This is a genomic window from Paracidovorax cattleyae (assembly GCF_900104515.1).
Lineage (GTDB): Bacteria > Pseudomonadota > Gammaproteobacteria > Burkholderiales > Burkholderiaceae_C > Paracidovorax > Paracidovorax cattleyae.
The window spans coordinates 1-25,439 of record NZ_FNJL01000026.1 but is presented as its reverse complement, the minus strand read 5'-3'; the positions used below and the strand labels follow the sequence as shown (position 1 = coordinate 25,439).

The 25,439-nt window shown below is 69.8% G+C and carries 20 protein-coding genes; 9 read left to right on the top strand and 11 right to left on the bottom strand.

The features are described 5' to 3' along the window. The first annotated feature begins 175 nt into the window (after positions 1-175). Positions 176-1,084 carry a LysR substrate-binding domain-containing protein gene (locus BLR05_RS18890; RefSeq protein WP_092837324.1) on the top strand — a complete coding sequence of 303 codons (909 nt, stop codon included), beginning with the start codon at positions 176-178 and terminating at the stop codon, positions 1,082-1,084. Between the two features lie 85 nt (positions 1,085-1,169). Here the strand turns inward: BLR05_RS18890 and BLR05_RS18885 are convergent, their stop codons facing one another. The 8 genes from BLR05_RS18885 to BLR05_RS18855 form a co-directional block, all read right to left on the bottom strand. Next, complete coding sequence (locus tag BLR05_RS18885; RefSeq protein ID WP_092837321.1) at positions 1,170-3,032, bottom strand: phosphoenolpyruvate carboxykinase (GTP); 1,863 nt, start codon at positions 3,030-3,032, stop codon at positions 1,170-1,172. Between the two features lie 263 nt (positions 3,033-3,295). Then, positions 3,296-4,015 (bottom strand): 7-cyano-7-deazaguanine synthase QueC, encoded by a 720-nt coding sequence (gene queC / locus BLR05_RS18880; protein WP_092837318.1) that lies wholly within the window; start codon positions 4,013-4,015, stop codon positions 3,296-3,298. An 86-nt stretch (positions 4,016-4,101) separates the two neighbouring features. Beyond that, entirely contained in the window at positions 4,102-4,254 is a 153-nt protein-coding gene (locus BLR05_RS26625; protein WP_013592688.1) for a hypothetical protein, read from the bottom strand. 120 nt (positions 4,255-4,374) lie between these two features. Beyond that, positions 4,375-5,979, bottom strand: a complete 1,605-nt coding sequence (locus BLR05_RS18875) for an OpgD/OpgG family glucan biosynthesis protein (protein WP_092837315.1) — start codon at positions 5,977-5,979, stop codon at positions 4,375-4,377. Positions 5,980-6,087: 108 nt separating this feature from the next. Then, positions 6,088-7,287, bottom strand: a complete 1,200-nt coding sequence (locus BLR05_RS18870) for a threonine ammonia-lyase (protein ID WP_092837466.1) — start codon at positions 7,285-7,287, stop codon at positions 6,088-6,090. Positions 7,288-7,343: 56 nt separating this feature from the next. After that, positions 7,344-10,946, bottom strand: a complete 3,603-nt coding sequence (locus BLR05_RS18865) for a hypothetical protein (protein WP_092837312.1) — start codon at positions 10,944-10,946, stop codon at positions 7,344-7,346. 452 nt (positions 10,947-11,398) lie between these two features. Then, entirely contained in the window at positions 11,399-13,066 is a 1,668-nt protein-coding gene (locus BLR05_RS18860) for an acyl-CoA dehydrogenase family protein (protein ID WP_092837309.1), read from the bottom strand. A gap of 80 nt (positions 13,067-13,146) precedes the next feature. After that, complete coding sequence (locus BLR05_RS18855) at positions 13,147-14,070, bottom strand: LysR family transcriptional regulator (protein ID WP_092837306.1); 924 nt, start codon at positions 14,068-14,070, stop codon at positions 13,147-13,149. Between the two features lie 131 nt (positions 14,071-14,201). Here BLR05_RS18855 and gtdA point away from each other — a divergent pair, with 131 nt between their 5' ends. The 5 genes from gtdA to BLR05_RS18830 all read left to right on the top strand — a co-directional run bounded on the left by gtdA (position 14,202) and on the right by BLR05_RS18830 (position 19,223). Continuing rightward, positions 14,202-15,275 carry a gentisate 1,2-dioxygenase gene (gene gtdA, locus BLR05_RS18850; protein ID WP_092837303.1) on the top strand — a complete coding sequence of 358 codons (1,074 nt, stop codon included), beginning with the start codon at positions 14,202-14,204 and terminating at the stop codon, positions 15,273-15,275. 160 nt (positions 15,276-15,435) lie between these two features. Continuing rightward, positions 15,436-16,134: a fumarylacetoacetate hydrolase family protein gene (locus BLR05_RS18845; protein WP_092837300.1), complete on the top strand. Its 699-nt coding sequence runs from the start codon at positions 15,436-15,438 to the stop codon at positions 16,132-16,134. Between the two features lie 19 nt (positions 16,135-16,153). Further along, a complete protein-coding gene (gene maiA, locus BLR05_RS18840; RefSeq protein WP_092837297.1) occupies positions 16,154-16,795 on the top strand; it encodes a maleylacetoacetate isomerase in 642 nt (213 codons plus the stop codon). A gap of 73 nt (positions 16,796-16,868) precedes the next feature. Next, positions 16,869-18,194 (top strand): MFS transporter, encoded by a 1,326-nt coding sequence (locus tag BLR05_RS18835; protein ID WP_092837294.1) that lies wholly within the window; start codon positions 16,869-16,871, stop codon positions 18,192-18,194. Positions 18,195-18,284: 90 nt separating this feature from the next. Next, complete coding sequence (locus BLR05_RS18830) at positions 18,285-19,223, top strand: AraC-like ligand-binding domain-containing protein (protein WP_092837291.1); 939 nt, start codon at positions 18,285-18,287, stop codon at positions 19,221-19,223. Positions 19,224-19,257: 34 nt separating this feature from the next. On the opposite strand, the gene BLR05_RS18825 is transcribed toward BLR05_RS18830, so the two are convergent. Further along, positions 19,258-20,241, bottom strand: a complete 984-nt coding sequence (locus BLR05_RS18825) for an ornithine cyclodeaminase family protein (protein ID WP_092837288.1) — start codon at positions 20,239-20,241, stop codon at positions 19,258-19,260. Continuing rightward, a complete protein-coding gene (locus BLR05_RS18820; protein ID WP_092837285.1) occupies positions 20,238-21,365 on the bottom strand; it encodes a threonine synthase in 1,128 nt (375 codons plus the stop codon). The genes BLR05_RS18825 and BLR05_RS18820 overlap by 4 nt, the downstream gene beginning before the upstream one ends. A gap of 170 nt (positions 21,366-21,535) precedes the next feature. Here BLR05_RS18820 and BLR05_RS18815 point away from each other — a divergent pair, with 170 nt between their 5' ends. The 3 genes from BLR05_RS18815 to BLR05_RS18805 all read left to right on the top strand — a co-directional run bounded on the left by BLR05_RS18815 (position 21,536) and on the right by BLR05_RS18805 (position 23,791). Then, positions 21,536-22,168 (top strand): helix-turn-helix transcriptional regulator, encoded by a 633-nt coding sequence (locus BLR05_RS18815; RefSeq protein ID WP_092837282.1) that lies wholly within the window; start codon positions 21,536-21,538, stop codon positions 22,166-22,168. 99 nt (positions 22,169-22,267) lie between these two features. Then, positions 22,268-22,996 carry an alpha/beta fold hydrolase gene (locus BLR05_RS18810; RefSeq protein WP_092837279.1) on the top strand — a complete coding sequence of 243 codons (729 nt, stop codon included), beginning with the start codon at positions 22,268-22,270 and terminating at the stop codon, positions 22,994-22,996. Positions 22,997-23,038: 42 nt separating this feature from the next. Continuing rightward, entirely contained in the window at positions 23,039-23,791 is a 753-nt protein-coding gene (locus BLR05_RS18805; RefSeq protein ID WP_092837276.1) for an OmpW/AlkL family protein, read from the top strand. A gap of 310 nt (positions 23,792-24,101) precedes the next feature. Here BLR05_RS18805 and BLR05_RS18800 read toward each other — a convergent pair. Continuing rightward, positions 24,102-25,439: IPTL-CTERM sorting domain-containing protein (locus BLR05_RS18800; RefSeq protein ID WP_208606031.1), on the bottom strand; the 1,338-nt coding region annotated here is incomplete at its 5' end.

Sequence of the window (25,439 nt, the reverse complement as noted above, 5' to 3'; positions counted from 1 at the left end):
GCCGCGAACCAAGGGCGCCGCTTTCGTGCAGGAAGGAGGACCGCACGGATGGCCCGGATGTTTTCCGGATACGACTGGGCGGCGGGGAATATGCCGGAATTCTAGAAATCGTGGCGCGGGCTTGCGTGAAGCTTCCGTGACAAAGTTTGAGCTTTTGGAAAGTATCATTCGCCCCATGAAGCGCGATTGCCCCACCATCCAGGAACTGCTGGCCTTCGATGCCGTGGTCCGGCACGAGGGCCTGACCCGCGCGGCGCAAACGCTGTGCCTTACGGTGAGCGCGGTCAGCAAGCAGGTCTCCGGGCTGGAGGCCTTCCTGGGTGTGCCGCTGCTGCGCAAGCAGGGGCGCGGCGTGCAGCTCACGCCGCAGGGGCGTGCATACTGGCAGAAGATCGCCGGGCCGCTGCGCGCGCTGGAGGCCGCGAGCTTCGAGGCGCGTGCGGGCGGCGGCGATGCGGGCGTGGTCACGCTGGCGAGCGTGCCCACTTTCCTCACGCGCTGGCTGATCCCGCGCCTGCCGGCCTTCAGCCGCCGCCATCCGCAGGTGACGCTGGGTTTCAGCCGGCACCTTGCACCCACCGAAAGCCTGCCGCCGCAGGTGGATGCCGCCATCCGCTACAGCCCGGCCGAGCTGCCCGGCGTGGTGGCCGAATACCTCGCCGGGCGCGAATTCGTGCCCGTCGCCTCGCCTGCGCTGCTGGAGGGGCCGCACCGCATCCACGCACCCGCCGACCTGCTGGGCCACACCCTGCTGCACCACGAGGAGGCGGCCACCGCCTGGCCGCGCTGGGCGGGCCAGCACGGCGTGGCCGGGAGCTGGGTGGCGGCCGGGCCGCGCTTCGCCCAGTACTCGGCGCTGGTCCAGGCGGCGCGCAGCGGCCTGGGCCTGGCCCTGGTGCCGCGCATCCTGGTGGAGGACGAGCTGGCAGAAGGCTCGCTCCGCGTGCCCTGCGGCGAGCCGGTGGCGGTGGAGCAGGGCCACTATCTCTGCTACCGGCCCGACCGCATGCACCTGCCGGCCTTCGCGGCCTTCCGCGCCTGGCTGCTGGACGAGGCAGTGCGGTCGCGCGGGCCGCTGGGGTAGGGACGCGCAGCAAAAAGCCCCGGCCACGGGCGTGGTGCGGGGCTTTCAGGGGGCTGCCCGCCCTGGCGGGCGGGGTGGTCCGGGGTCAGGCGCCCAGGCGTTCTTCCAGCGCAGCCTTGGTCTTGAGCATCTGCGCCGGCAGGTGGTAGGCCAGCTGGTCGAAGTGCGCGGTGTGCAGCTTCAGCTCGTCCGCCCAGGCGGCCTGGTCGATGCGGGTCACGGTGTCGAACTGCTCGCCCGAGAAGTCCAGGCCCGTCCAGTTGATCTCGCCGTACTGCGGCGCCACGCCGAAGGCGGTCTCGCGGCCGGTGGCGCGGCCTTCGATGCGGTCGATCATCCACTTGAGCACGCGCATGTTCTCGCCGTAGCCGGGCCAGACGAACTTGCCGGCCTCGTCCTTGCGGAACCAGTTGGTCGTATAGATGCGCGGCAGCGTGGCGCCGGAGGCAGCGAGCTTCTCGCCCAGATCCAGCCAGTGCTGGAAGTAGTCGCTCATGTTGTAGCCCATGAAGGGCAGCATGGCGAACGGGTCGCGGCGCACCACGCCCTGCGCGCCGAAGGCGGCGGCGGTGGTCTCGGAGCCCATGGTGGCGGCCATGTACACGCCCTCGGTCCAGTCGCGGGCTTCGGTCACCAGCGGCACGGTGGTGGAGCGGCGGCCGCCGAAGATGAAGGCATCGATCTTCACGCCCTTGGGGTCGTCCCAGGCTTCGTCCAGTGCGGGGTTGTTGGTGGCGGCCACGGTGAAGCGGGCATTGGGGTGGGCGGCCTTGGCGCCGGTTTCCCTGGCGATCTGGGGCGTCCAGTCCTTGCCCTGCCAGTCGATCAGGTGGTCCGGCAGCCTGCCGGTATCCTTCTCCATGCCTTCCCACCACACATCGCCGTCGTCGGTCAGCGCGACGTTCGTGAAGATCACGTCACGGTCCAGGCTGGCCATGCAGTTGGGGTTGGTGTGGTAGTTGGTGCCGGGGGCCACGCCGAAGTAGCCGGCCTCGGGGTTGATGGCGCGCAGCGAGCCGTCGGCCTGGGGCTTGATCCAGGCGATGTCGTCGCCGATGGTGGTGACCTTCCAGCCTTCGAAGGCCTTCGGTGGCACCAGCATCGAAAAGTTGGTCTTGCCGCAGGCGCTCGGGAAGGCGGCGGCCACGTGGTACTTCTTGCCCTCGGGATTGCTCACGCCCAGGATCAGCATGTGCTCGGCCAGCCAGCCCTGGTCGCGGCCCATCGTGGAGGCGATGCGCAGCGCGAAGCACTTCTTGCCCAGCAGCGCGTTGCCGCCGTAGCCGGAGCCGTACGACCAGATCTCGCGCGTCTCGGGGTAGTGCACGATGTACTTGGTCTTGTTGCAGGGCCAGGACACATCCTGCTGGCCGGCCTGCAGCGGCGCGCCCACGGTGTGCACGCAGGGCACGAAGTCGCCTTGCACGCCCAGCACGTCGTACACGGCGCGGCCCATGCGGGTCATGATCTTCATGTTGACGGCCACGTAGGGGCTGTCGGAGAGCTCGATGCCGATGTGGGCGATGGGCGAGCCCAGCGGGCCCATGCTGAACGGCACGACGTACATCGTGCGGCCCTTCATGCAGCCGTCGAACAGGGGCTGCAGCGTGCTGCGCATCTCGGCCGGGGCCATCCAGTTGTTGGTCGGGCCGGCGTCTTCCTTCTTCTCGCAGCAGATGTAGGTGCGGTCTTCCACGCGGGCCACGTCCGACGGATCGGACCAGGCCAGGTAGCTGCCGGGGCGCTTGGCGGGGTTGAGCTTCTTGAAGGTGCCGGTGTCCACCAGCTGCTGGCAGAGGTGGTCGTACTCTTCCTGCGAACCGTCGCACCAGTGGATGCGGTCGGGCTTGCAGAGGGCGGCCATGTCGGCCACCCAGGCGAGCAGGCGGGCGTTCTTGACGTATGCGGGGGCCTGGAGGTCGAGGCCTTGCATGGTGGGTGCGTTCATCGCGGGCTTCCTGAAGTTGAAAACGGTCTTTTCAAAGGAAGCGGCCGGGATGCGGCAATGCCGCGCTGGCTCCTGAGCGCTGTCTTTGAAAAAACGTCTTGCGGCTCAGTCGGCGGGCGGAAGGGCGGCGCGGTGGGCGCGAAGGATGCGGCGCAACTGGTGGCGATCCGTCATCCGCAGGTCGGCTGGGATGACGATTTTATGAATCCACCCCCCTCCTGTCTGTCAGACAGGGGGGAAATTCATGCAAAAGATGCATGGGGTTATGCGTATGGTCGGGCGTTGGCTCCAGCGGTCCAGCGCTCGAAACCGGCGCGCCGCAGTTCGCAAGCCGGGCATTCGCCGCAACCGTGGCCCCAGGCGTACAGGGCGCCGCGCTCGCCGTGGTAGCAGGTGTGGGTGTCCTCGACGATGATACGCACCAGGTCGTTGCCGCCGAGCTGGCGGGCCATTTCCCAGGTGGCGGCCTTGTCGATCCACATGAGCGGCGTATCGATCGTGAAGCGCTGGCCCATGCCCAGCGAGAGCGCCACCTGCAGGGCCTTGAGCGTGTCGTCGCGGCAGTCGGGGTAGCCGGAGAAGTCCGTCTCGCACATGCCGCCCACGAGCGTGTGCAGGCCGCGCCGGCAGCCCACGGCCGCGGCCAGCTGGAAGAACAGCAGGTTGCGGCCGGGCACGAAGGTGTTGGGCAGGCCGGCCTCGGTCATCTGGATGGCGGTGTCGCGGGTGAGCGCCGTGTCGCTGATCTGCCCGAGCACGGCGAGGTCGACCATGTGGTCCTCGCCCAGCCGTTCGCGCCACTGCGGAAAATGCTCGCGCAGCGCGGCCAGCACTGCGGTGCGAGCCTCCAGCTCCACATGGTGGCGCTGGCCGTAGTCGAAGCCGATGGTCTCCACACGTTCGAAGCGCTCGAGCGCCCAGGCCAGGCAGGTGGTGGAGTCCTGGCCACCGGAGAAGAGGACGAGGGCGTGGCCGGCTCGCATGGGATGGGTCCTTGAGGAAAAAAGAGGGGAGCGGAAAGAAAAAGCCCCGCATGCGCGGGGCCGGCTGCCGGACGGTCGGGAGGATTTCAGGCCATGTAGATGGCGATGAACGCCAGCAGCAGCATCAGGATGCCGCCCGCGATGGGCAGCACGATGGGCATGTAGGGCACCACGGCCTCCACGCCGTCGGGTGCGTGCTGCTCGCCGGCGTGCGGTGTGGTGGTGGTGTCATGGGCCATGGCAGTCTCCTTGTGCGGGGTTGCGGATGGGATGGACCATTCTAGCCACGGCTTTCCCGCAACCGGCCCGCCTTGCCCTCGGTACAAACCTCAGTATTGACGCAACACGTGTTCACGGGCTCAGGTCAGCTTCCGGTCCGCCGGGGCGGGCGGCACCCACTGGTAGAGCCATGTCTCGGTGAGCGGCGCGCCGTTCTCGCCGCGCAGGAACATGCGGATGGTGATGGGCGCGGTGCTGTCGTCCTCGGGCTTGATGTCGAACATGGCGCGCCAGCCCTGGATGGCGTCCTGCGGCCGGGCGGAGGTGATCTCGATCGTGCCGCGGCTCGCGGTGATCACGGGCTCGACCTTGGCGCCGCGGCCCAGTGCCACGAGGTTCTCCCCGGCGAAATCGACCGCGAAACGCCAGGAGAAGTACTTGCGCGGCTGGCCGACCACGCCACCCAGGCCCGTCCACGTGGCCACGCAGCGCGCCAGCGGGGACTGCTCCGGCGGGTGGGCGCCCCAGAACAGGCGGTAGCCGATCAGCAGTTCCTCGCCGGGCTGCGGCTTGCGGTCGGGGTTCCAGAAGGCGACGATGTTGTCGAAGGTCTCGTCGATGGTGGGGATCTCCACGAGCTGGACGGAGCCCGCGCCCCAGTCGGACTTCGGCTCCACCCAGAGCGAGGGCCGGCGCTCGTAGAAGACGCCGTCGTCCTGGTAGTGGTCGAAATTGCGGTCGCGCTGCACGAGGCCGAAGCCGCGCGGGCCCTGGTCTGCGAAGGCGTTGAACTGCAGCGCCGGCGGATTGGTGAGCGGCCGCCAGACCCATTCGCCGTTGCCTCGCCACATCTGCAGGCCGTCGGAGTCGTGAATCTCGGGGCGCCAGTCGTTGGCCATGCGGCGGTCGTTCTCGCCGTGCTGGAACATGCTGGTGCAGGGCGCGATCCCCAGGCGCTCGATGGCCTTGCGCGGATAGAGGGCGGCATCGATCTCCATCACCTGCGTGTCGCCCGGCGTGATCGCGAAGCGGTAGGCGCCGGCGATGCTGGGCGAATCCAGCAGGGCCAGCACGACGACGGTGTTGGAGCCGGGCGCGGGGCGCTCCAGGTAGAAGGCGGTGAAGTCCGGGAATTCCTCCGGGCGCTGCATGCCGGTATCGATGGCCAGGCCCCGGGCGGAGAGGCCGTACTGCCATTCGCCGCCCACGGCCCGGAAGTAGCTGGCGCCCAGGAAGGCGGCCACGTCGCGCACCGGGTCGGTGTGGAAGTTGAGGCGGAAGCCCGCGAAGCCCAGGTCCGGCGGCAGGTCGCCGGGCTTCAGACCGCTCTTGCCGTAGTTGAACATCTCGGGGTCATAGGCCAGTTCCTGGGCCTTGCCGTCGGCCAGTTCGAACATGCGCACCGGCTTCTTGAAGAACAGGCCCAGGTGGAAGAACTTGGCCTGGAAGCGCAGTTTCTCGTCGGCCCAGAGGGCGTGGTCGCCGCGGAACTGGATGGACTGGTACTGGTCCCAGTCGAGCTTGGATACCGAGGGGGGGATGGTGTCCTTCGGTGGTTCGTAGGCCTTGGCCGCGAGAGCGCGTGCCTGGCCCTTGAGCGCCGCGAAATCGAAGGGCTGGGCCTCGCCCAGGGGCTTGAGGGTGGCGAAGGCCTGGGTCCAGTTCAGGCCCAGTCCTCCAGCGGTGGCCAGCGCGGCGCCGTGGCCGAGGGTGCGGAGGAAATGGCGTCGTTGGGGTTTCTGCATGGGGCAGCAGTGTGCCGAAAACGACGCGGCGGTGATGCAACGCCGTGTGACTCTGTGGGCATTGCCCGCAAAAGCCGCTCCAGTCCTACAACGCGGCGGGGCGAGGAATCACAGGAGATCGGCTTCCATGGACGCTGCACGCAGGCAGGCCAGCACCTGCTGCACATGCTCGCGGCCGCGCGTCTGCAGCACGAGTTCGATCTCCACGTTCTGAGCGGCCAGCATGGTGAAGGCGCGCTGGTGGTGGACTTCCTCGATGTTGGCGCCTGCCTCGGCCACGGTGGCGGTGATGCGCGCGAGCACGCCCGGGATGTCGCGCGCGCTCACCTTCACGCGCGCCAGGCGCCCGGAGCGCACCATGCCGCGCTCGATGATGGCCGCCAGCAGCAGGGGGTCGATATTGCCGCCGCACAGCACCAGGCCCACCCGCTTGCCCCGGAAGCGCTCCGGATGCCGCAGCAGTGCCGCCAGGCCGGCGGCTCCGGCGCCCTCGACGAGGGTCTTCTCGATTTCCAGCAGCATCAGCACCGCCTGCTCGATGTCGCCTTCGTCCACGAGCAGCAGGTCGTCCACCAGCCGCGCGATCACCTCGCGTGTGATCTGGCCGGGTGTGCCCACGGCGATCCCCTCGGCAATGGTGGAAGTGCCCTGCGGGTGGCGCGTGCCCTTGACCGCATTGACCATGGCGGGAAAGCGCGAGGTCTGCACGCCGATGATCTCGATGCCCGGTTTCAGGGCCCTGGCGGCGGTGGCGATGCCGGCGATGAGGCCGCCCCCGCCCACGGCGATGGCCAGGCAGTCCAGGTCCGGCACCGCCTGGAGCATCTCCAGGCCGACCGTGCCCTGGCCCGCGGCGACAGCCTCGTCGTCGTAGGGATGCACGAAAGTGAGCCCCCGCTCCTCGGCCAGGACATAGGCATGCGCGCGTGCTTCCTCCAGGGTGTCTCCGTGCAGCACGACTTCGGCGCCGAAGCCGCGCGTGCGCTCCACCTTCACGCCGGGCGTGAAGCGCGGCATCACGATCACGGCCACGAGGCCCAGGCGCTGCGCGTGGTAGGCCACGCCCTGGGCGTGGTTGCCGGCGCTCATGGCGATCACGCCGCGCCGCTGCTCCTCGGGCGAGAGCTGGCTCAGCTTGTTGCAGGCGCCGCGCTCCTTGAAGGAGGCGGTGAACTGCAGGTTCTCGAATTTGAGGAACACCTGCGTGCCCACGATCTGCGAGAGCGTGCGGGATTCGACGCAGGGGGTGTCGAGCACCTGGCCCTGGAGGCGGGCGGCGGCGGCCTGGATGTCGGGGAGGGTGAGCATGGGCGCCATTGTCGCGCGTGCCGGGCTGGCATTCCGGTCGGCCCTGGTCCGCGCTTTCAGCGCCTGCGGCGGTGGCGCGTCTTCGCGGGGACTGGTGTCGTGCTGGAAGACGCCGTCGCTGCCGCGGCGGCGAGCGCCTGCGCACGGGTGGCGATCGGCGCTTTGAACGCCTCGAGCCGCTGCATGCACTCCAGCGATGCCTTGAGCATCTTCCTGACCAGGTGGGCGTTGCTGTCATCGCGTAGCTCGCGGAGTGCGAACCGGTTCTTCTCGGAGAGCGCGTTGTGGAGGTGCTGGATGACTTCGGTGCAGTCCTTCAGGTCCGTCGCCGTGCGCAGCGGCAGGTCCGGCCCCAGGTATCTGGCGAGCCAGTGCGCGGCCACCTGGACCTGGACGATGGTGCTTTCGAACTGGCCGCGCCACATCAGCATGCCGAATGCGCCCTCGATGCTGGCCTTCTCGGCCTGCGCGATGTCCGCATAGCCCGGGAGCCGGCTTTCCACGTCCAGCCGCTGCTCCATGTGCTCCAGGCTGTCTTCGAATTTCTGCGTCGCGCGTTCATAGCGGTCCGCGATGGTCATCAGGCCATTCCGAACTTCGCGGGGCCGGTTGGCCTCCCGGGCGTGGATGCCGATCGCGATCGTCCGGCACTCCAGGAGGTGGCCCAGCCCATCGAGGCTCCGCTGCATCAGGGTCACCAGCCGTTCGCTCTGGCGGACGTTCGCGCCGTCGATCATGGCGACCTGGCGGCCGCTGCGGGACGACAGCTGCATGCTGGCCTCCAGGTAGTCGCCCAGGGCATCGGCCGCGTCCTGGTGATAGGTGAGGGCCCTGCTGGCGAACTGCTGCGCCACCCGTGGCTGCTGGTCTGCCGGCGCCTGGGCGATGGCCCGCGAGGCTTCGTGGAAGAGCTGCAGCAGGCCTGATGCGACCCGTGCGGCATAGGCCGTCTCGCTGAGGGTGTTGCGGGAGGTCTGGTAGTCCCGCGCCATCTCCGGCGAGGTGCCGGGCGGCAGCACCGGCAGCAGGTCGGCGCGCAGGTCGGTGGCGCGTTGCGCGATGGCCGCCGCGCGTGCTGCCATCTCCAGGTCTTCGGGCGGGACTGCCGGGGCGGGTGATGCCTGTGCCGATGCCACGACCGACCCGTCGGCCGCGAAATGCAGCGGCAGGTCGAAGGCCAGCTCATGGATGGACAGCATCCGGTCCCTGAGTTGGGACGTCGCGGCGTAGAGGTCTGCCTCGCTGGCCTCGTACAGGGTTTCGATGGCCTTCATGCCGTGAAGCAAGGCGAAGCCGATGGCATCCGTCCGGAGGCCGTCGCACCAGCGCGCCCAAACCTGCAATGGAACCTTGAAGTCTGAAGGCGCGGTTTCGCGGGCCTGGCGGGCCGCTGTGTCCAGAACATCGGCACGTGCCAGGGCTTGCGCGGGGGTGTCCTGCGGCATGCGCAGGGCGGTGCCGGTGGTGGACAAGGCGGCGAATGCCCCGGCGATGGCGCCGATGCGTGCGCGCTCGGGCAGGTCTGGCCCATCGATGCCATGGAGCGACCGGTGGAATTCCCCGGCCGCGTCCAGGGCCTGGACGGCCAGGTCTGCTGTGCCGGAAGGCAACGGCCCTGCCTCTGTACCTGCGGACAGCACCGGCGCAGCGGCCCTCCAGATCTCCTCGAAGGACTGTTCCAGTGCCGAGAGCGCTTTCTCGAGCGTGGCGGCACGGGCAGTGTCGATGCGTTCCTGCAGCGCGCCGATGGTCCTGCTGGATTCCTGGCGTTGCGCCACGGTCCAGCCGGCGAGGTGTTCGTCGAGCGTGGACCGGGCCTGTTGCGTGGCCTCCAGTTCCTCGCGCAGCGGTTCGATAAGATCGCCGGGCAGCGGCCATGGTACCGGTGGCGGTTGCCCGTCGCTGGTGCCGGCGGTAGGCCGATGTGGCCGGTCCATCGCCAGGAGCGCGGCCTCCATTGCGGTCTGCAATGCGCCTTCGCGCTGGGTCCGGGCCTGGGTGGCGACCTCCGCTTCCATTTCCGCAGCGCTGCGCAGCGCGCCGTTGCAGGCCGTGCCGCAGAGGTACGCCAGCTGGTGCATGGCCGGGGCCATGTCCCCCCATGCCGCCGCCCGGGCCTGTTGTCCGGCGGCCTGCAGGCGCGCCGCGTGGTCTCTCGCCTCCGTCTGCGTGCGGGGGGTGTGCGACATGTCTTCGCATGCCTGGGCGATGGCGGCGCATACCGCACTGCACCGCTCCAGGGTGAGGGGGGCCATGCTCGCATGCACTCCTGAACGTTCCAGCGCATCCCGGGCGCGCCGGGCGGCATCGGCCGCGCCGGCCAGCGCGTGCCGGGCTGTGGCCGGGTCGTCATGGGGCATTCCCTGCGCTGCGTGCAGGCCTTGCCTGGCCAGTTGGCCCAGCAATTGGAGAAGCGCTGCTCGGCCCTGGCCCGATGCGTTCGCTTGCGCGGCGGCAATGCGCGCCTGCAGGCTGCCGATGGCATCGCGCGAAGCCTCGCGCTGCGCGGGGCTCCACGGCGCGGTGTGGGCCTGGAGCGTGCGGTCGGCATTCTCGGCGCGCTGCAAGACGAGGCTCTGTTCGCCGAACGTCTCCAGCGCCTGCCGCCAGGGCGCCTGGGGCTGCGCGTCCTGTCGCGTGCCTTGCCATGCGGCGGCACCTTCCTGCGGTGGCTGCAGGCCGGCCAGCAGGGGGGCCATGGTTTTGTGCAGTGCCGCTTCCCGCCGCAGAGTGGCGCGGCTTTCCCGGGCTTCGGGGTGGGTGAGGGCGCTTGCTTTCACGGCAGCCTCGGGGCCGGAGCCATCGGGGGGATGCGACCAGGCCGCAAGCAAGGCGCGTGCAGCGTCTTCCAGCGCGGCGCAGGAGTGCGTGTAGGCGGTGAGCCAGGCTTCCTCGATGGCTTCGGCGTCGCGGGCATCGCTGCCCGGCGGCGGCAGGCGCGACGGGACTCCGGGCAACTTGCCCTCCGGGCCGATCGCGTCCAGCAAATCTTTCATCCATGGGCCGATACCGGCCAGTTCCTGGTGGAGCGCCGCGTCGATATCCAGGACGGCGGTCGGCAGGTCTGCCAGCGTTTCGTTCGTCCGCAGACTGCAGGCCTCGCGCAGTCGGGCTGCGGCTTCTTCGTGCATCCGGCTTTTGCCTGCCGCTCCAGCGCGGGGTGGTATCTGCCGCAGCAGGAGCAGTCCCTTCAAGGCTTTTTCCTGCGCGCGCAGGCGGCCGGCCACGGTCTGCAGCTGCCAGAGTTGCTGGTCGAGCGGGTCGGGGCCTGCCTGGGGCAGCAGCATTTCGCGTGCGGACAGCGCGGCCTCATGGTGCTCCGCTGCGGCTTCCCAGGCGTTTGCGGCGGCCTCGATATGCCCCAGGGCCTGCTTTACCTGCATGAAGCCGCTGGACCGATGGTTGTACGTGGGCAGCAGGGCTTGGGAAATTTCCTCTCCGGTAGGCAGCGGGCTGCCTTGGGCAGCCCAGGCCATTTCCGTGGCCTGGGCCACCATGGCATTCAGGGCCTCGGTTGTGTGAGTGTTGGCCAGTGCATTCGTGATATCCGAGATCCGTGCCCGGCGCGCGGCCTGGATCGGGCCATCATCCACGATGACATCGAAGCTGGCCTCGGAATCCGTGTCCGAGTCCCAGCCGGTGTCCGGGTCCTGGTCCATCCCTGCGTGCTCCGGACCGACCGCTCCCTCGGCCCGTTGCCGCAGCAGCGCTTGCAGCCTTTCATGGGCTGTGGACGCAGAAGGCGACGGGGGGCGGGGTGCCATCGGGCTGTCCGGCGCGGGCGGTGAAGAACGGCAGGGCAGGCCACCTGGTGCATGGAGGGACGAGGGCGAGGGCGAGCGGGCACCGCGTGGTGTCCCTTGCGGTGAGGCGGTGCCGGAGACATCCAGCCGTACGTAAGGCGAGGAGGGGCGTGCGGAAATGGAATGCATGGAGCGCTGGAGAGGACGCGTGGTGGTGCGGCTGGCGGCTGGCCTCCCACCCATGGTGGGGCCGTACCGGCCCTCCGGCGGCAGGGTCCGCGAAGTCCCGCGCGATGGCACGAAGGGATGCCCGGACCCGGCCTTGGCATGGCCCTGCCATGCCTCCGACATGCAGGCCGCGCCCACGCTTATGCGGGGCAGGACCGCCGCAGGATGGCGTCCACGTCCAGAATGCGCGCATCGACCGCGCCCGCCACGCGCCCGCCGCCCGCGTCGCCGAGGCGGGTGGCGATGAAGGCGTCGGCCACGGCCGCGGGCGCATGCTGGCGCAGCAGGCAGGCCTGGGCGACCAGCACGAGGCGCTGGACGGCGAGGCGGCCCATGGCTTCCAGCTCGTGCGGCGGCAGCGTCAGCAGGACATCCAGTTCGCGCAGGGCGACTGCGATGCGCGGTTCGCCCTGCGCGGTGGGCGAGAGCTCTTCCAGCAGCGCACGGGCGGCCTCGGGGTCGCGGGCCAGCGCCCGCAGCACGTCCAGGCACATCACATTGCCCGACCCCTCCCAGATGGAGTTGACGGGGGCTTCGAGGAAGAGGCGGGCCATCACTCCTTCCTGCACGTAGCCGTTGCCGCCGAACACTTCCATCGCCTCGCCCGACATCTCCACGCCGCGCTTGCAGACCCAGAACTTTGCGGCCGGCGTCATCACGCGCTTCCAGGCGCGGTCGGCCGGGCTGGCGGTGCCGTCGTCGTCCCGCTCGAAGGCTTCGGCCAGGCGCATCAGCAGGGCGAGCGCGGCTTCGCTCTCCAGCGCCAGGTCGGCGAGCACGGTGCGCATGAGGGGCTGCTCGGCCAGGGCCTTGCCGAAGGCGTGGCGCCGGCGTGCGTACGCGATGGCCTGCACCGTGGCCTGCCGCAGGATGGCGGCGCTGCCGGCCACGCAGTTGAGGCGGGTATAGGTGGCCATCTCGATGATGGTGGGAATGCCGCGGCCCTCTTCGCCCATGAGCACGCCCCAGGCATCGTCGAACTCGACCTCGCCGCTGGCATTGCTGCGGTTGCCCACCTTGTCCTTCAGGCGCTGCACATGCACGCCATTGAGCGTGCCGTCCTCCAGGCGGCGCGGCACGTAGAAGCAGGCGAAGGGCCCCCCCTCGCCGATGCGCGCCACCACGAGGTGCGCATCGCTTTGCGGGGTGGAGAAGAACCACTTGTGGCCGCGCAGCCGGTATGCGCCGCCGCGCCCGCCCGCGCCGAGCGGCGTGGCCGCGGTGGTGTTGGCGCGCACGTCGGAGCCGCCCTGTTTTTCCGTCATGCCCATGCCCAGCCAGATGCCGGCTTTTTCATGCGCGGGCAACTCTCGCGGGTCATGGGTGCGGCTGTGGAGCCGGTCGCCCAGCTGCGCCCAGAGCGCGGGCTCCTTGCGCAGCAGCGGAATCGCGGCCTGCGTCATCGTCGCGGGGCAGAGCGTGCCCTGTTCCACCTGCCCGTGCAGGTAGAAGCCGGCAGCCCAGGCGGACCAGCGGCCGGGCCGGTCGCTGTCGAAGGGCATGGAGACCAGCCCTTCGCGGCGGTAGAGCGCCATGAGGGCGTCCCAGGCGGGGTGGAACTCCACCCGGTCGATGCGCCGGCCGCGGCTGTCGAAGCGGTGCAGCGTGGGCGTGTGGCGGTTGGCCAGCTGGGCCAGGGCATGGGTTTCGGCGCTGCCGAGCCGGCGAGCGTAGTCGCCCAGCGCGGGCAGGGCGTGGCCGGCGCCGGCGCGCCGCAGCGCCTCCTGCAGCGCGGCGTCGGTGGCGAGCAGGTCGTAGTCGGCCAGCTCGGCGAACTGGTTGAAAACTTCGTGGGTGGCCTGGGCCATGGGTGTCTCCTCCACAGGGATGCGGCGGCGTGCGCCAAAACCCGCATGGTGCCCGCACTCGCCCGGGCCTGCACGCGCCTTCAGGACACCGGCGCGGAGACTTCGCGCAGGGCGCGCAGCATGGTGGCCACGGCCGTGCGGTCGGTGGTGTTCTCGCGCCAGTACATCGATACCGAGCCGAAGCCCGACAGCCGCACCGGCAGCACGCGCAGCGCGCCCATGTGCGAGAAGCGCAGCGCCGCACGGTGCGAGGCCAGCCCGATCATGTCGCTGTGGCCCAGCAGGGTGAGGTTGAGCGTGACGGAGTTGGATTCCACGCTGCCCGGCGGCAGCGCGTGGCCGGCGGCGACGAGCGCGTTCTCCAGCGCGTTGCGGATGGGCGTGCCGCGCGGCCAGACCAGCCAGCGGTAGGCCATCAGGTCGGACCAGTCTGGCGGGTCTTCCGGGCGCTGCAGCAGCGGGTGCTGCGGGCGCGCCACCAGGTGGATGGGCTCCATATAGAGCGTCTCGGCGTGGATGTGGGTGTCGTGCAGCTCCGGAGCGGAGCGACCCACCACCACGTCCAGCTCGCCGTTGGCCAGTTGCTGCATGAGCACGTTCATGGTGCTCTCGGCCAGGCGGATCTGCGCGCGGGGCAGCCATTCCAGCAGGCGCAGCACGGCCATGGGCACCACGTCGGAGGCGGATGCGCCCGAGGTGCCCACCACCACCAGGCCGCTGCCGCCGTCGCGCAGGGCCTGCATATCGTCGCGGGCGCTGTCCAGGTGGGCCTCGATGCGCCGGGCGTGCGCGATCAGCGCCTCGCCCTGCGGCGTGGGGCGCAGGCCGCGCGCATGGCGCTCGAACAGCACCAGCCCCAGGTCGTCCTCCAGTTCCTTGAGCCACTTGGAGAGGGCGGGCTGCGCGGTGTGCAGCTGCTGGGCCGACTGGCTCATATTGCCGGTCTGCGCGAGGCTCAGGAGCATCTGCAGCTGGCGCAGCCGCAATCGGTGGGTCCAATCCATGGCGGTATCCTGGAAGAAGGTATATACAAAAGATTATGAATAAGATCAATAAATGATTTTGCGAATTATCGCTGGCGCCGAATAATTTCTTCACCCAGGGCATGGCCGCCCGCCAGAACAGGAGACAACGCATGGACACCACTACCCTCGCCCGGCCCGCCGCGGACGGCGCCCGGACGTCCGGACGCCAGGCCTACTACGACCGCATCGCGCGGCACGGCATGGCGCCTTTGTGGGAGTCGCTGCACAGCCTGGTGCCGCGCGAGCCGCGCCCGCAGGCCGTGCCCGCCTTCTGGCGCTACGAGGAGGTGCGCCCGCTGGTCATGCAGGCCGGCGAGCTCATCAGCGCCGAAGAGGCCGTGCGCCGCGTGCTGATCCTGGAGAACCCGGGCCTGCCGGGCCGCTCCAGCATTACCTCCACCCTGTACGCGGGCCTGCAGCTGATCCTGCCCGGCGAGGTGGCGCCCAGCCACCGCCACACGCAATCGGCGCTGCGCTTCATCGTGGAAGGCAAGGGGGCCTACACGGCCGTCAATGGCGAGCGCACCACCATGCACCCGGGCGACTTCATCATCACCCCCTCTTGGACGTGGCACGACCACGGCAACCCCGCGGTGGACGAGGGGGGCGAGCCCGTGGTGTGGCTGGACGGCCTGGACATTCCCCTGGTCGGCCACCTGGACGCCGGCTTTGCCGAGAACTATCCCGAGGCCGTGCAGCCGGTGAGCCGTGCCGAAGGCCACAGCTTCGCCACCTTCGGCCACAACATGGCGCCCGTGCGCCATCGCGCGGCGGACCCGACCTCGCCGATCTTCAGCTACCCCTACGACCGCAGCCGCGAGGCGCTGGACCGGCTGTTCCGCCAGGGCGAACTCGACGCGTGGGACGGCGTGAAGCTGCGCTACGTGAACCCCGCCACCGGCGGCTGGCCCATGCCCACCATGGCCACCTTCCTGCAGTTGCTGCCTGCGGGCTTCCAGGGCCGCACCTACCGCGGCACCGATGCCACCGTGTTCAGCGTGGTCGAGGGCCAGGGCACGGCGCGCATCGGCGGCAGCACCTTCCAGTTCGGCCCGCGCGACACCTTCGTCGCCCCGTCGTGGGCGCCGGTGCAGTTGGCCGCCACGCAGGACGCTGTGCTGTTCAGCTACTCCGACCGGCCGGTGCAGGACGCACTCCACCTCCACCGCGAACACCGCATGTGAAGGGGCGCGGTCCACAGAGCCTCCCTGGCGGCGTTGCCGCATCTTGCCGTGGCGTTGCCACTGTCTGCGATGCGGCGCCTTGCCAGAAAGGCTCTGTGGACCGCTCACGAGCGCGACCCGCTTCCCTTTCAAATGATTCAACTCCAGAAAGAAAAACACCATGGCTTTCGTGTTTCCCGTTCCTCCCACCGTTGCCGTGCCTGTCGTGGGCAGCTCTGATTCCTTCGCCGTGCGCCGTGTCTATTGCGTGGGGCGCAACTACGCGGCCCATGCGCGGGAGATGGGGTTCGATCCGGACCGCGAGCCGCCGTTCTTCTTCTGCAAGCCGGCCGATGCCGTGATTCCGGTGGCCTACGGCGAGACGCTGCGGCTGCCGTATCCGGTGCGCACCGACAACTTCCACTATGAAGCGGAGCTGGTCGTCGCCATCGGCAAGGCCGGAAGCGACATCGCCCGCGAGAACGCGCTGGAGCATGCCTGGGGCTATGCCGTTGGCCTGGACATGACCCGCCGCGACCGGCAGATGGAGATGCGCCAGATGGGCCGCCCGTGGGAGATCGGCAAGGCCTTCGACGCCTCCGCGCCGATCGGTCCGATCCACCGCGCGAGCGACGTGGGCCACTTCGAGCAGGCCGGCCTCTGGCTCACCGTGAACGGCGCCGACCGCCAGCGCAGCGACGTGTCGCACCTGATCTGGTCGGTGGCCGAGACCATCGCGGACCTCTCCACGTACTTCCGCCTGGAGCCCGGCGACCTGATCTACACCGGCACGCCCGAAGGCGTGGGCCCGGTGGTGCGCGGCGACCGCATGGTAGTGGGCGTGGATCGCCTGGGCGAGCTGGCGGTGGACGTGGTCTGAAGCGACAGACAGCGGCACCATGCAGCTCTACAGCTTCTTCAACAGCTCCACCTCGTACCGGGTGCGCATCGCGCTGGCGCTCAAGGGGCTGCCGGCCGCCTACCACGGCGTGAACATCCGCACCGGCGAGCACCGCGCCGCGGACTATGCCGGGCTGAACGCCGCGCGCGTGGTGCCCACGCTGATGGACGGCGATTTCGCCCTGGGCCAGTCGATGGCCATCCTGGACTACCTGGACCAGCGCCATCCCGAGCCGCGGCTGATCCCGCTGGAACCCGGCCTGCGCGCCCGCGTGCTGGAGCTGGCGAATGTGATCGCGTGCGACATGCACCCGGTCAACAACCTGCGCATCCTGAAATACCTGCAGGGCCCGCTGGCCTTGAGCGCGGCGCAGAAGGACGCGTGGTACGCCCACTGGGCCGCCGAGGGTTTCGAGGCCGTTGAGCGGCTGCTGGCGCGGCATGGCGGCGAAGGGCCCTGGTGCTTCGGCGATGCGCCCACGCTGGCCGACGTGTGCCTGGTGCCGCAGGTGGCCAACGCCCTGCGCGCGGGCTGCGACCTCGCGCCTTACCAGCGCGTGCGGGCCGTGCACGCGCATGCGCAGCAGCACCCTGCTTTCATCGCGGCGCGGCCGCAGGCGCAACCGGATTACCAGCCATGAGTTGACAGGCCGCCACCCCACGGGCCCAGGCCGCAGGCCGGGCTTCCATCCATAAGAACGGAGTGAGACAAAAATGACCCCATCCATGGCCGCCGGCATCCCGGCGGCAGACCGCGCCGCCTTCGGGCCGCTGCAGCTGCGCGTGACGCTGCTGTGCGCCATCGTCGCCATGCTCGATGGCTTCGATACCCAGTCCATCGCCTACGTGGCGCCGCGCATCGCGGAAGACTGGGGCCTCAAGGCATCCGAGTTCGGCCCCATCTTCGCGGCGGGCCTGTTCGGCCTCATGGCCGGCGCCTTCCTGCTCAGCCCGGCGGCGGACCGCTGGGGCCGCAAGAAGGTGATCCTGCTGTCCACCTGCATCTTCGGCCTGTTCGCGCTGCTCACCGCCTGGGCCACGAGCATGAACGCGCTGCTGGGCTACCGCTTCATCACCGGCGTGGGCCTGGGCGCGGCCATGCCCAACATCATCGCGCTGACCAGCGAATACGCGCCGCAGCGCCTGCGCGCCACGCTGGTCACGGTGATGTTCTGCGGATTTCCGCTGGGCTCCACGCTGGGCGGGCTGGTCTCCAGCTGGCTCATCGCGCATTTCGACTGGCACTCGGTGTTCGTGCTGGGCGGCGTGCTGCCGCTGCTGCTACTGCCCGTGCTGGCCGCGCTGCTGCCCGAATCGCTGCGCTACCTGGCCGCCAGCGGCGCGGCGCCCGCGCGCTACGGACCCATCGTGAAGAGCGCCTACCCGGGTGAGGACCCCGCCACGGTGATGGCCGGCCTGCGCGGCGAGGCCGCGGGTGTGCAGGGCGGCTTCTCGGTATTCGAGCTGTTCCGCCACGGCCGCCGGCCCACCACCGTGCTGCTGTGGCTGGCGTTCTTCATGAACCTGCTGGTCATGTACTTCCTGGTCAACTGGCTGCCCACGCTGCTCAAGAACGCCGGCCTGCCGCTGGAAAAAGCCATTCTCTCCACCGCCATGCTCAACCTGGGCGGCGTCGTGGGCGCGCTCGCGCTGGGCCGGCTCATCGACCGGTTCAGTGCCTATACGGTGCTGGGAGCCGCCTATGCGGCCTCGGCCGCGTTCATCGGCCTCATCGCCTTCAGCGGGCAGAACCTCACGGGCCTGCTGGTGGGCGCCGCGCTCTCCGGCTTCGGCGTGGTGGGGGCGCAGATCGGCTGCAACGCACTGGCCGCCGCCATCTACCCCACCCACATCCGCGCCACCGGCGTGGGCTGGGCGCTGGGCGTGGGCCGCATCGGCGCCATCGTCGGCCCGCTGGCCGGCGGCGCGCTGCTGGCCGCGGCCTGGACGCCGTCCTCCATCATCCTGGTGGCGGCCGTGCCCGCGGTGCTGGCGGCCGTGGCGGTGGTGCTGCTGGGGCGCGCGCGGCGCGGTGCCTGATAGGGATCGCCCGGAGACCGCGGACTGCCGAGCTGACACAGCATCCCCGGCAAAGACATTCCCACAGCGGCCCACCGCACCCGACATGCCATGCACGACGGCCTTCGCACCTGGACCACCGACGCCGTTCCCTCCGCGCAGCGTGCCGACTACTGGGTCGGCGCCGTCTGCGACTGCTTCCTCGACATGGAGGTGGAACCCGGCCAGCGCCACGCGTTCTCGGCCACGCTCACCTCCGTGCCCTGCGGCGGCCTGCGCGTCAACCGCGTGAGCGGCAGCGGGCAGCGCGTGCGCCGCACGCAGCAGGCCATCCGCCGCGGGGACGGCGACAACTTCTACTACCTGCTCTGCAAGGACTCCGCGCCCTGCCACGTGGCGCAGGACGATGCCGGCGCCGCGCGCCTGCTGCCCGGCGACCTGGCGCTGATCGACTCGCGGCGCCGCTACCTGCTGGAGTTCCCGGAGGCGGTGGACATCGTCTCCATCCAGATCCCGATCGGCTGGCTGGACACCTGGCTGCCCGCTGCCGACCGCTGGCTGGGCCGCCGCGTGGACGGTGCCACGGGCTGGGGGAGGGTGCTGAGCGCCTACGTGTGCCAGCTGTGCGCCGAGCGGCCGGAACGGCTGGCCGCGGTGCAGGCCGAGCACCTGGGCGGCCTGCTGTCCCTGGCCTGCGGCTCGGTGCACGGGGAGCCGCCGCACCCGGGCCTGCTGCAACGCATCGGGCAATGCGTGCGCGAGCGCTTCTGCGAGCCCGGGCTCACCGCCGCCGAGGTGGCCGGTGATGCCGGCGTGTCGCTGCGCACCTTGCACCGCGCGCTGTCGTCGGGTGGCACCACCTTCGCGGTGCTGCTCATGCGCGAGCGCATGGCCGGGGCGCAGCGCATGCTGCACGCGCCCTCGCACCGGCATTTGACCGTCGCCGAGATCGGACGGCGCGCGGGCTTCCTGGACCCGTCGCACTTCGCCCGCGCCTGCCGGCAGTGGTGCGGCAGGACGCCCGCGCAGGAGCGCGCCCGGGCTGCTTGAATGGACGATGCGATGCCATTGCGGGGTGTGAGCGTCACCAGGGCCAGGCCACCGGCAGCCCGAGCCCGGCGGAATCGGCCTGCTGCCGTACCAGCCGTGCCACGGTCAGGTCCTGCAGGGCCAGTCCCGTCATGTCGAACAGCGTGATGTCTTCGGGCTGCCGGCCGACGCAGACGCGGCCCCGCAGCACATCGCCGATTTCCGTGCAGGCGGCCCCGGGGGCCCATTGCATCTCGCCGATCTGGCGGGCCTGGGCCTCGTCATCGACGTAGATCCGGGCCTTGTCCAGCAGGCCCTGCGGCGCTTCCCGCTTGCCGCGGGTGTCGGTACCCACGCAGTTCAGGTGCGTGCCGGGGCGCACGGCGTCCAGGTCGAAAAGCGGGCCACCGCCCGGCGTCGCGGTGATCACCACGTCGCTCGCTGCCACGTCCGCGTTGCGGTCGGTCGAATGCCGCAGCAGGCATTGCCCTGCGAACCGCTGCTCGAACGCCAGGTCGGGGCGGCCGTCGGCCGTCACGTACCGCACGTCCTGCAGCTGCGGCAGCAGCCGCAGGGCATAGGTGAGCTGCACGCCGGCCTGCACGCCCGTCCCGAACAGGCACAGCCGCCGGCTGTCCGGGCGCGCCAGCAGCGCCAGGCCGTGGCCGCCCGCGGCACCCGTGCGCGCCGTGGTGATCGCGTTGCCGTCGATCAGGCAGGTGGGCCGGCCGGTGGCGGGGTCGATCAGCAGGATCGTGGCCTGGTGCGGCTCGCCGCCGAGCGCGCGGTTGGACGGCCAGAACCCCGCCGCCTTGAAGCCGAGCAGCCCCTGCGAGGGCACGTCGCCGGACTTGATGCCGAAGATGCCGCCCGTCTCCAGGCGCTCGCGCACCACCGGGAACACCCGGCCGGCCCGCTCGCTGTGCAGGACGAAAGCCTCGCGCACGGCGGCCAGCACGCCCTCCGGCTGCAGCAGCTGTTCCACGTGGTCCTTGGTGAGCAGCAGCAGCCGCGCATCCCGGGTGGTCGAGGCCGTCATGCGAACATCTCCGCGATGGCATCGGCATTCTTGATGCCGGTGGCCGTGAGGATCACCACCGTCTCTTCGCTCTCGCGGACCGTGCCGGCCTGGATCAGGTGGTCGAGCCCGGCGATCGCCGTGGCCGAGGTGAGTTCGGGCAGAAGGCCCGTGCGCGCCGCCTTCTTGAGCGCATCCACGATGGCCTGCTCCTGCAGCGCCACGGTGGCACCGCCGGTGGCCTGCACTGCCGAGACGAGCTCCCGCAGCCGCAGGGGGTGCGCAATCGCCGTTCCCTCGGCCACCGTCTTGCGCACCTCGCGCGCCACCGGCGTCGCCACGCCCGCCTGGAAGCTCGCGTCGATCGGCGAGCAGTTCAGCGGCTGGCAGACGAACAGGCGCGGCATCTTCGCGATCTGGCCCGCGCGCAGCAGCTCGGAAAACGCCATGAAGCACCCCAGCACGTTGCTGCCGGCGCCGGCGGGCATGACGATGTTGTCCGGCGCGCGGAAGTTCAGGTCTTCCCAGATTTCGTAGCCGATCGCCTTCGTGCCTTCGAGGAAGAAGGGCTGCCAGTTGTGGCTCGAATAGAAGATGTGTTCCGATTGCCGCACTGCCTCGTCCTCGCAGGCCTGCCGCGGCCCCTCGACCAGCTGCACCTCCGCCCCGTAGGCACGCATCTGCGCGATCTTCGGTTTCGAGGCATAGGCCGGCGCGAGGATCTTCACCCGCATGCCGCCCGCGGCGCCGTACGCGGACACCGACGCGCCGCCGTTGCCCGAGCTGTCCTCCAGCACCGCGTCGATATCCTGCTGGCGCAGCACGGAGAGCATCACCGTGGTGCCGCGGTCCTTGAAGCTGCTGGTCGGGTGGAACCACTCCAGCTTGAAATACGGCCGGTGGGCGCCCCATTCCTTCTGCACGAGGGGCGTGCAGCCCTCGCCCATGGAGATCGGACGCGCGACGTCCAGCGGCAGCGACGCCCGGTAGCGCCACTGGGAGCGGCACGTGCGGTCGATGTCGTCGCGCGACATGCCGGGCTGCGGCGTGACCAGCAGCGGCTTGCGGTCGTCGGAGCACCACCGCGGCACGTCCAGGGGATAGGTCCGGCCGCTGGCCGGGTCGATGTAGAGCGAAGTCGTCATGTCTCGGTTTCCTGCTTTCAATGCATGGCGTGCCGCAGCCGGCCGCACGCTGTCGTCGAGATTGGATGATAAATCCAAAAATAGACAATATGTGTGATTTTGGACAGAAGCTGGCCATGACATGCAGGAGAATCGCTGGGCAACTGACCAATGCTGGATAAAATGTCCAGATGAAAAAGAAGGCGCATACCGCGGAGCAGCAGGCCATCCTCGAGCAGGTCCAGCACATCGCCTCCGCGCTGGGAGAGACGTTCGCGCCGTTCACCGAGGTCGTGCTGCACGACCTGCGATCCCCCAGGCACGCGATCCTGGAGATCCACAACAACCTGTCGGGCCGGCAGGTCGGCGATCCCGCGACCGAGCTGGGCCTGGCCCGCATCGCGGACGACCAGTACCCCCAGGTGCTGGCCAACTACGCCAACCAGTTCGCCGACGGGCGCCGCGCCAAAAGCACCTCGATCGGCATCAAGGACTCCGAAGGGCACTACTTCGCGGCGCTGTGCCTGAACGTGGACATGACCGTCTTCCGAGGGATCGCCACCATGATCGAGCAGTTCTCCGCCATCGGCGAAGACGGCCGCAAGGAGACGCTGGACACGGGCAATGCCGAGGCCCTGCGCGACCGTATCGACCGCTTCGCGATGACGCTCGCCACCACGCCCCGCGCGCTGCGCACCGAGCAGCGGCGCGAACTGCTGCAGACGCTCAAGGGCGAAGGCTTCCTGGAGATCAAGCGCTCCATGGACACGGTGGCCCAGCACCTGGGCGTGTCCCGGGCCACGGTGTACAACGACATCCGGTAGCCGCTGGCACCTTCCGTCCGCCGGCCTGGCACGCAGCGGCCATCCGCAGCCCCACCGCCGGGCCACCATGGGTCTCCCACCACACAAGGAGACAACGACATGGCGGACACCTACGTTCTGGTCCACGGCGCCTGGCATACCGGCGAGACCCTGGCGGCGACGGCGAAGTACCTGCGCGCGCGCGGCCACACCGTGCATTGCCCCACGCTGCCGGGCAACCGCCCCGGTGACGGCACGGCCCCGCTGGGCCTGCAGGACGCGATCGACGGGCTGGTGCAGTTCCTCGCATCGAACGACCTGAAGGACGTGCGCCTCGTAGGCCACAGCTACGGCGGCATGCTGCTGTCCGGCACCGCCGACCGCGTGCCCGAGCGCATCCGGCGGCTGGTGTACGTGAACGCCTTCGTGCCGCTGCCCGGCGAGGCCCTGTGCGACATGGCGCCGCCCTACTACCGGGCGATGTTCCAAAGCATCGCTGCCGCCAGCGGCGGCGGGGTGCAACTGCCCTACGAGGTCTGGCGCGAATCCTTCATCAACGATGCCGATGCGGAGCTGGCGCGCACCACCTATGCGCTGCTCCATCCACAGCCGCTGCGCTGCCTGACCGACCCCATCACCCTGGCGCAACCCACCGCCGCGCTGGCGCTGGGCAAGTCGTACCTGAACTGCCGGGAGGACACCGCGCTGCCCCACAGCCTGCCCTGGCACCCGCGCCTGTCGGAGCGGCTGGGCCTGTTCCGCTACGTGGAGGCGAGCGGCAGCCACGAGGCGCTGTTCACCGACCCCGAAGGCTTCGCGCGCGGCATCGAGCGCGCCGGGCGGGATTGATCCGCACCAGCAGTACACGGTCACCATTCAGGAGACGACACCATGCAAGCCATCGCACGCCATTCACGCGCCGCCGCTGCCTTTGCCACCGCAGCCGCTGCCGCCGTCGGCAGCCTCATCGCCGCGCTGCCCGCACAGGCACAGACGCAATCGCAGCAGCAACAATCCACACCGCCCGCTGCAGCGCACACGCCATCGGCGGAATGGCCTGCGCCATCCCCCTGGCGCCTCTACGCCGGTGCCGCGCACATCGGCTTCAGCACCTCGGCCCAAGTGCGTGCCGGCGGCCAGCTGGTGCCCGGCGCCGACGCCCGCGCCGACGCCAACAACAGCCTCGGCTTCGGCGCCATCTACGACTTCCACCCGGGCTGGAGCGCCGAAATCGCCCTGGGCCTGCCGCCCACCACCGCCCTCCAGGGCACCGACACCCTGGCCGGCGCAGGCACGCTCGGCAAGGTGAAATACGGCCCCGCCGTGCTCTCCGTGCGCCGCCACCTGTGGGAGGACGGCCCCGTGCGCCCCTACATCGGCGCGGGCATCAACTACACCTTGGTGCTGGAATCCCGCGACGGTTTCGTGTCGAACCTGGATGTGAAGAACGGCGCGGGCCCGGTGCTGCAGGCTGGCTTCGAGGTGCCGATCGACCGGCGCTGGAGCTTCTTCGTCGATGCGAAGAAGATCTGGCTCAAGACGACGGCGACGGGCACGCTGCCGGCGCTGGGCGGGGCGCCCGCGCATGCGAAGGTGCGGCTGGATCCGCTGGTGGTGATGGTGGGGGTGAGTTATCGGTTTTGAGCGTAGAGGCGGCAATGGCACGGGCAAGCCTCGTCGGCGATGACGGCTGGTGCGGGTGTGTTCTTGAGCAGAACATCGGCGCCTTGAAGATCATGGGCCTGGCCCGGTATGAGAAGAAAGCCTGTCGGGTTACCTGGCGCATCGGCCGTGTGGTGGATCCCGGTGCTCGCCTCTCCTCTCTGGGTGGCTCGCGCGTCGCCATGCCTTCAGGCGTCAACGCCTGCCAGCAGCGCTGGTCTGCTCGCTGTTTGAACGGCGCTGTTGACCACCCAGGAAGTTCACCCCTTTTCATGGTTCTGCTGGCAGGTCCTCAGGGTGCGCGCAGGTGTCTGCTTGTCATGCCCAAAGCGGCCGCCAAAAGCGACATCAGCACCAGTCCCCATTGGCTCAGCGTCGGGATAGGGGAAACATTGCCGGCTGCTACTGCAGTTATCGGCGCGAACGGATCACGAATCGTGCCGACAGCAGTGTCTGCATCACCGATGCCGTTGTCTACCACCGTGTAGGTCACCGTACGGTGGTCCGGGCTCAGGATCGCGCCCGTCCACTGAAACCAGGTGGAAGTGGTGTCCCCTGGCGCCGCGGGCCCGAACTTCCAGAACTGCACGCCAGCTGGCAATGCCTGAGGATAGACCAATGCCAGGGTGACGCTGCCGGCGCACCCCGTTGCGACGAAAGCGAAGCCACCGTGCGGCAGCGTGTAGCCCGCCGGGAGGCCGCCAGGCGTCACGAAGGCCGTACCCGTAGCGGCCAAGGTACAGCCAGCCCCGCCCCCCGACAGCGTGGCCGTGGCCAGCCCCGCCATGCCCGGCACGGCGCCTGCCACCGACAGCCGCGCCACGACAGCGAACGTGCGGCTGACCTGCGCCGCCGCCAGATAAGCCGGGCTGCCCGCCTGGTCGGCATGGACAGTGCAGGAACCTGCGGTCAGGAAGGTCAGGGCCCCGGCCTCGGTGATTGCGCAGACGCTGGGGGAGCCCGAGGTGAAGGTCGGGGCCAGACCGGAGTCGGCCGTTGCTGCCAGGGTCGGTGACGTGCCAAAGTCCTGCGGTCCGGGAGGTGCGAAGAGGATGGTCTGCGTACCCTTGGGCGTCACGGCATTGGATGCCGCCGATGGTGCGCTCGGGCCAGCGCCGTTGCCAGCCACCACCATGAAGGTGTAGGCCGTGCCGTTGGTCAGCCCTGTGACGGTGCAGGTGGTGGCGGTCGCAGGCGCGGGCGTACAGCTGCCGCCGGGGTGGCCGGTGACCGTGTAGCCCGTGACAGGGCTGCCGCCGTCGAAGGCCGGTGCCGTCCAGGAGACCGTCGCCTGGCCGTTGCCGGGCACGGCATTGACGCCCGTTGGTGCCCCGGCGACAGACGGCAACTGCAGCCCAAGCACCGAGCGCACCAGCGCCTGCGATCCGTTGTAGATGCCCCCGGTGGCCGCGCCCTGCGCGCGCACCCACAGCGGCACGCCGCGTTGCAGGGACAGGCCGTCGATGGCCCAGCCGCCGGCCACGCGCACGGCTGCGCCCAGATCGGTCCAGCCCGACTCGGGCGCGTCCGGCACGGTGGAGATTGCAAAGCGCACCCCGCTCACCTCCGGCCCGGTGCCGCTGCGCATCCAGCGCAGGCCGTTGCCGTCGGCGGTCGCTTGCAGGCTTTG

What these genes read in the sequence shown, in the direction of transcription:
- BLR05_RS18890 (WP_092837324.1), top strand. Translation starts at nt 176, where the DNA reads ATGAAGCGCGATTGCCCCACCATCCAGGAACTGCTGGCCTTCGATGCC.
- BLR05_RS18830 (WP_092837291.1), top strand. Translation starts at nt 18,285, where the DNA reads ATGCACGACGGCCTTCGCACCTGGACCACCGACGCCGTTCCCTCCGCG.
- BLR05_RS18875 (WP_092837315.1), bottom strand. Translation starts at nt 5,979, where the DNA reads ATGCAGAAACCCCAACGACGCCATTTCCTCCGCACCCTCGGCCACGGC.
- BLR05_RS18815 (WP_092837282.1), top strand. Translation starts at nt 21,536, where the DNA reads ATGAAAAAGAAGGCGCATACCGCGGAGCAGCAGGCCATCCTCGAGCAG.
- BLR05_RS18865 (WP_092837312.1), bottom strand. Translation starts at nt 10,946, where the DNA reads ATGGACCAGGACCCGGACACCGGCTGGGACTCGGACACGGATTCCGAG.
- BLR05_RS18805 (WP_092837276.1), top strand. Translation starts at nt 23,039, where the DNA reads ATGCAAGCCATCGCACGCCATTCACGCGCCGCCGCTGCCTTTGCCACC.
- maiA (WP_092837297.1), top strand. Translation starts at nt 16,154, where the DNA reads ATGCAGCTCTACAGCTTCTTCAACAGCTCCACCTCGTACCGGGTGCGC.
- BLR05_RS26625 (WP_013592688.1), bottom strand. Translation starts at nt 4,254, where the DNA reads ATGGCCCATGACACCACCACCACACCGCACGCCGGCGAGCAGCACGCA.
- BLR05_RS18845 (WP_092837300.1), top strand. Translation starts at nt 15,436, where the DNA reads ATGGCTTTCGTGTTTCCCGTTCCTCCCACCGTTGCCGTGCCTGTCGTG.
- BLR05_RS18885 (WP_092837321.1), bottom strand. Translation starts at nt 3,032, where the DNA reads ATGAACGCACCCACCATGCAAGGCCTCGACCTCCAGGCCCCCGCATAC.
- BLR05_RS18810 (WP_092837279.1), top strand. Translation starts at nt 22,268, where the DNA reads ATGGCGGACACCTACGTTCTGGTCCACGGCGCCTGGCATACCGGCGAG.
- queC (WP_092837318.1), bottom strand. Translation starts at nt 4,015, where the DNA reads ATGCGAGCCGGCCACGCCCTCGTCCTCTTCTCCGGTGGCCAGGACTCC.
- BLR05_RS18825 (WP_092837288.1), bottom strand. Translation starts at nt 20,241, where the DNA reads ATGACGGCCTCGACCACCCGGGATGCGCGGCTGCTGCTGCTCACCAAG.
- gtdA (WP_092837303.1), top strand. Translation starts at nt 14,202, where the DNA reads ATGGACACCACTACCCTCGCCCGGCCCGCCGCGGACGGCGCCCGGACG.
- BLR05_RS18820 (WP_092837285.1), bottom strand. Translation starts at nt 21,365, where the DNA reads ATGACGACTTCGCTCTACATCGACCCGGCCAGCGGCCGGACCTATCCC.
- BLR05_RS18860 (WP_092837309.1), bottom strand. Translation starts at nt 13,066, where the DNA reads ATGGCCCAGGCCACCCACGAAGTTTTCAACCAGTTCGCCGAGCTGGCC.
- BLR05_RS18870 (WP_092837466.1), bottom strand. Translation starts at nt 7,287, where the DNA reads ATGCTCACCCTCCCCGACATCCAGGCCGCCGCCGCCCGCCTCCAGGGC.
- BLR05_RS18835 (WP_092837294.1), top strand. Translation starts at nt 16,869, where the DNA reads ATGACCCCATCCATGGCCGCCGGCATCCCGGCGGCAGACCGCGCCGCC.
- BLR05_RS18855 (WP_092837306.1), bottom strand. Translation starts at nt 14,070, where the DNA reads ATGGATTGGACCCACCGATTGCGGCTGCGCCAGCTGCAGATGCTCCTG.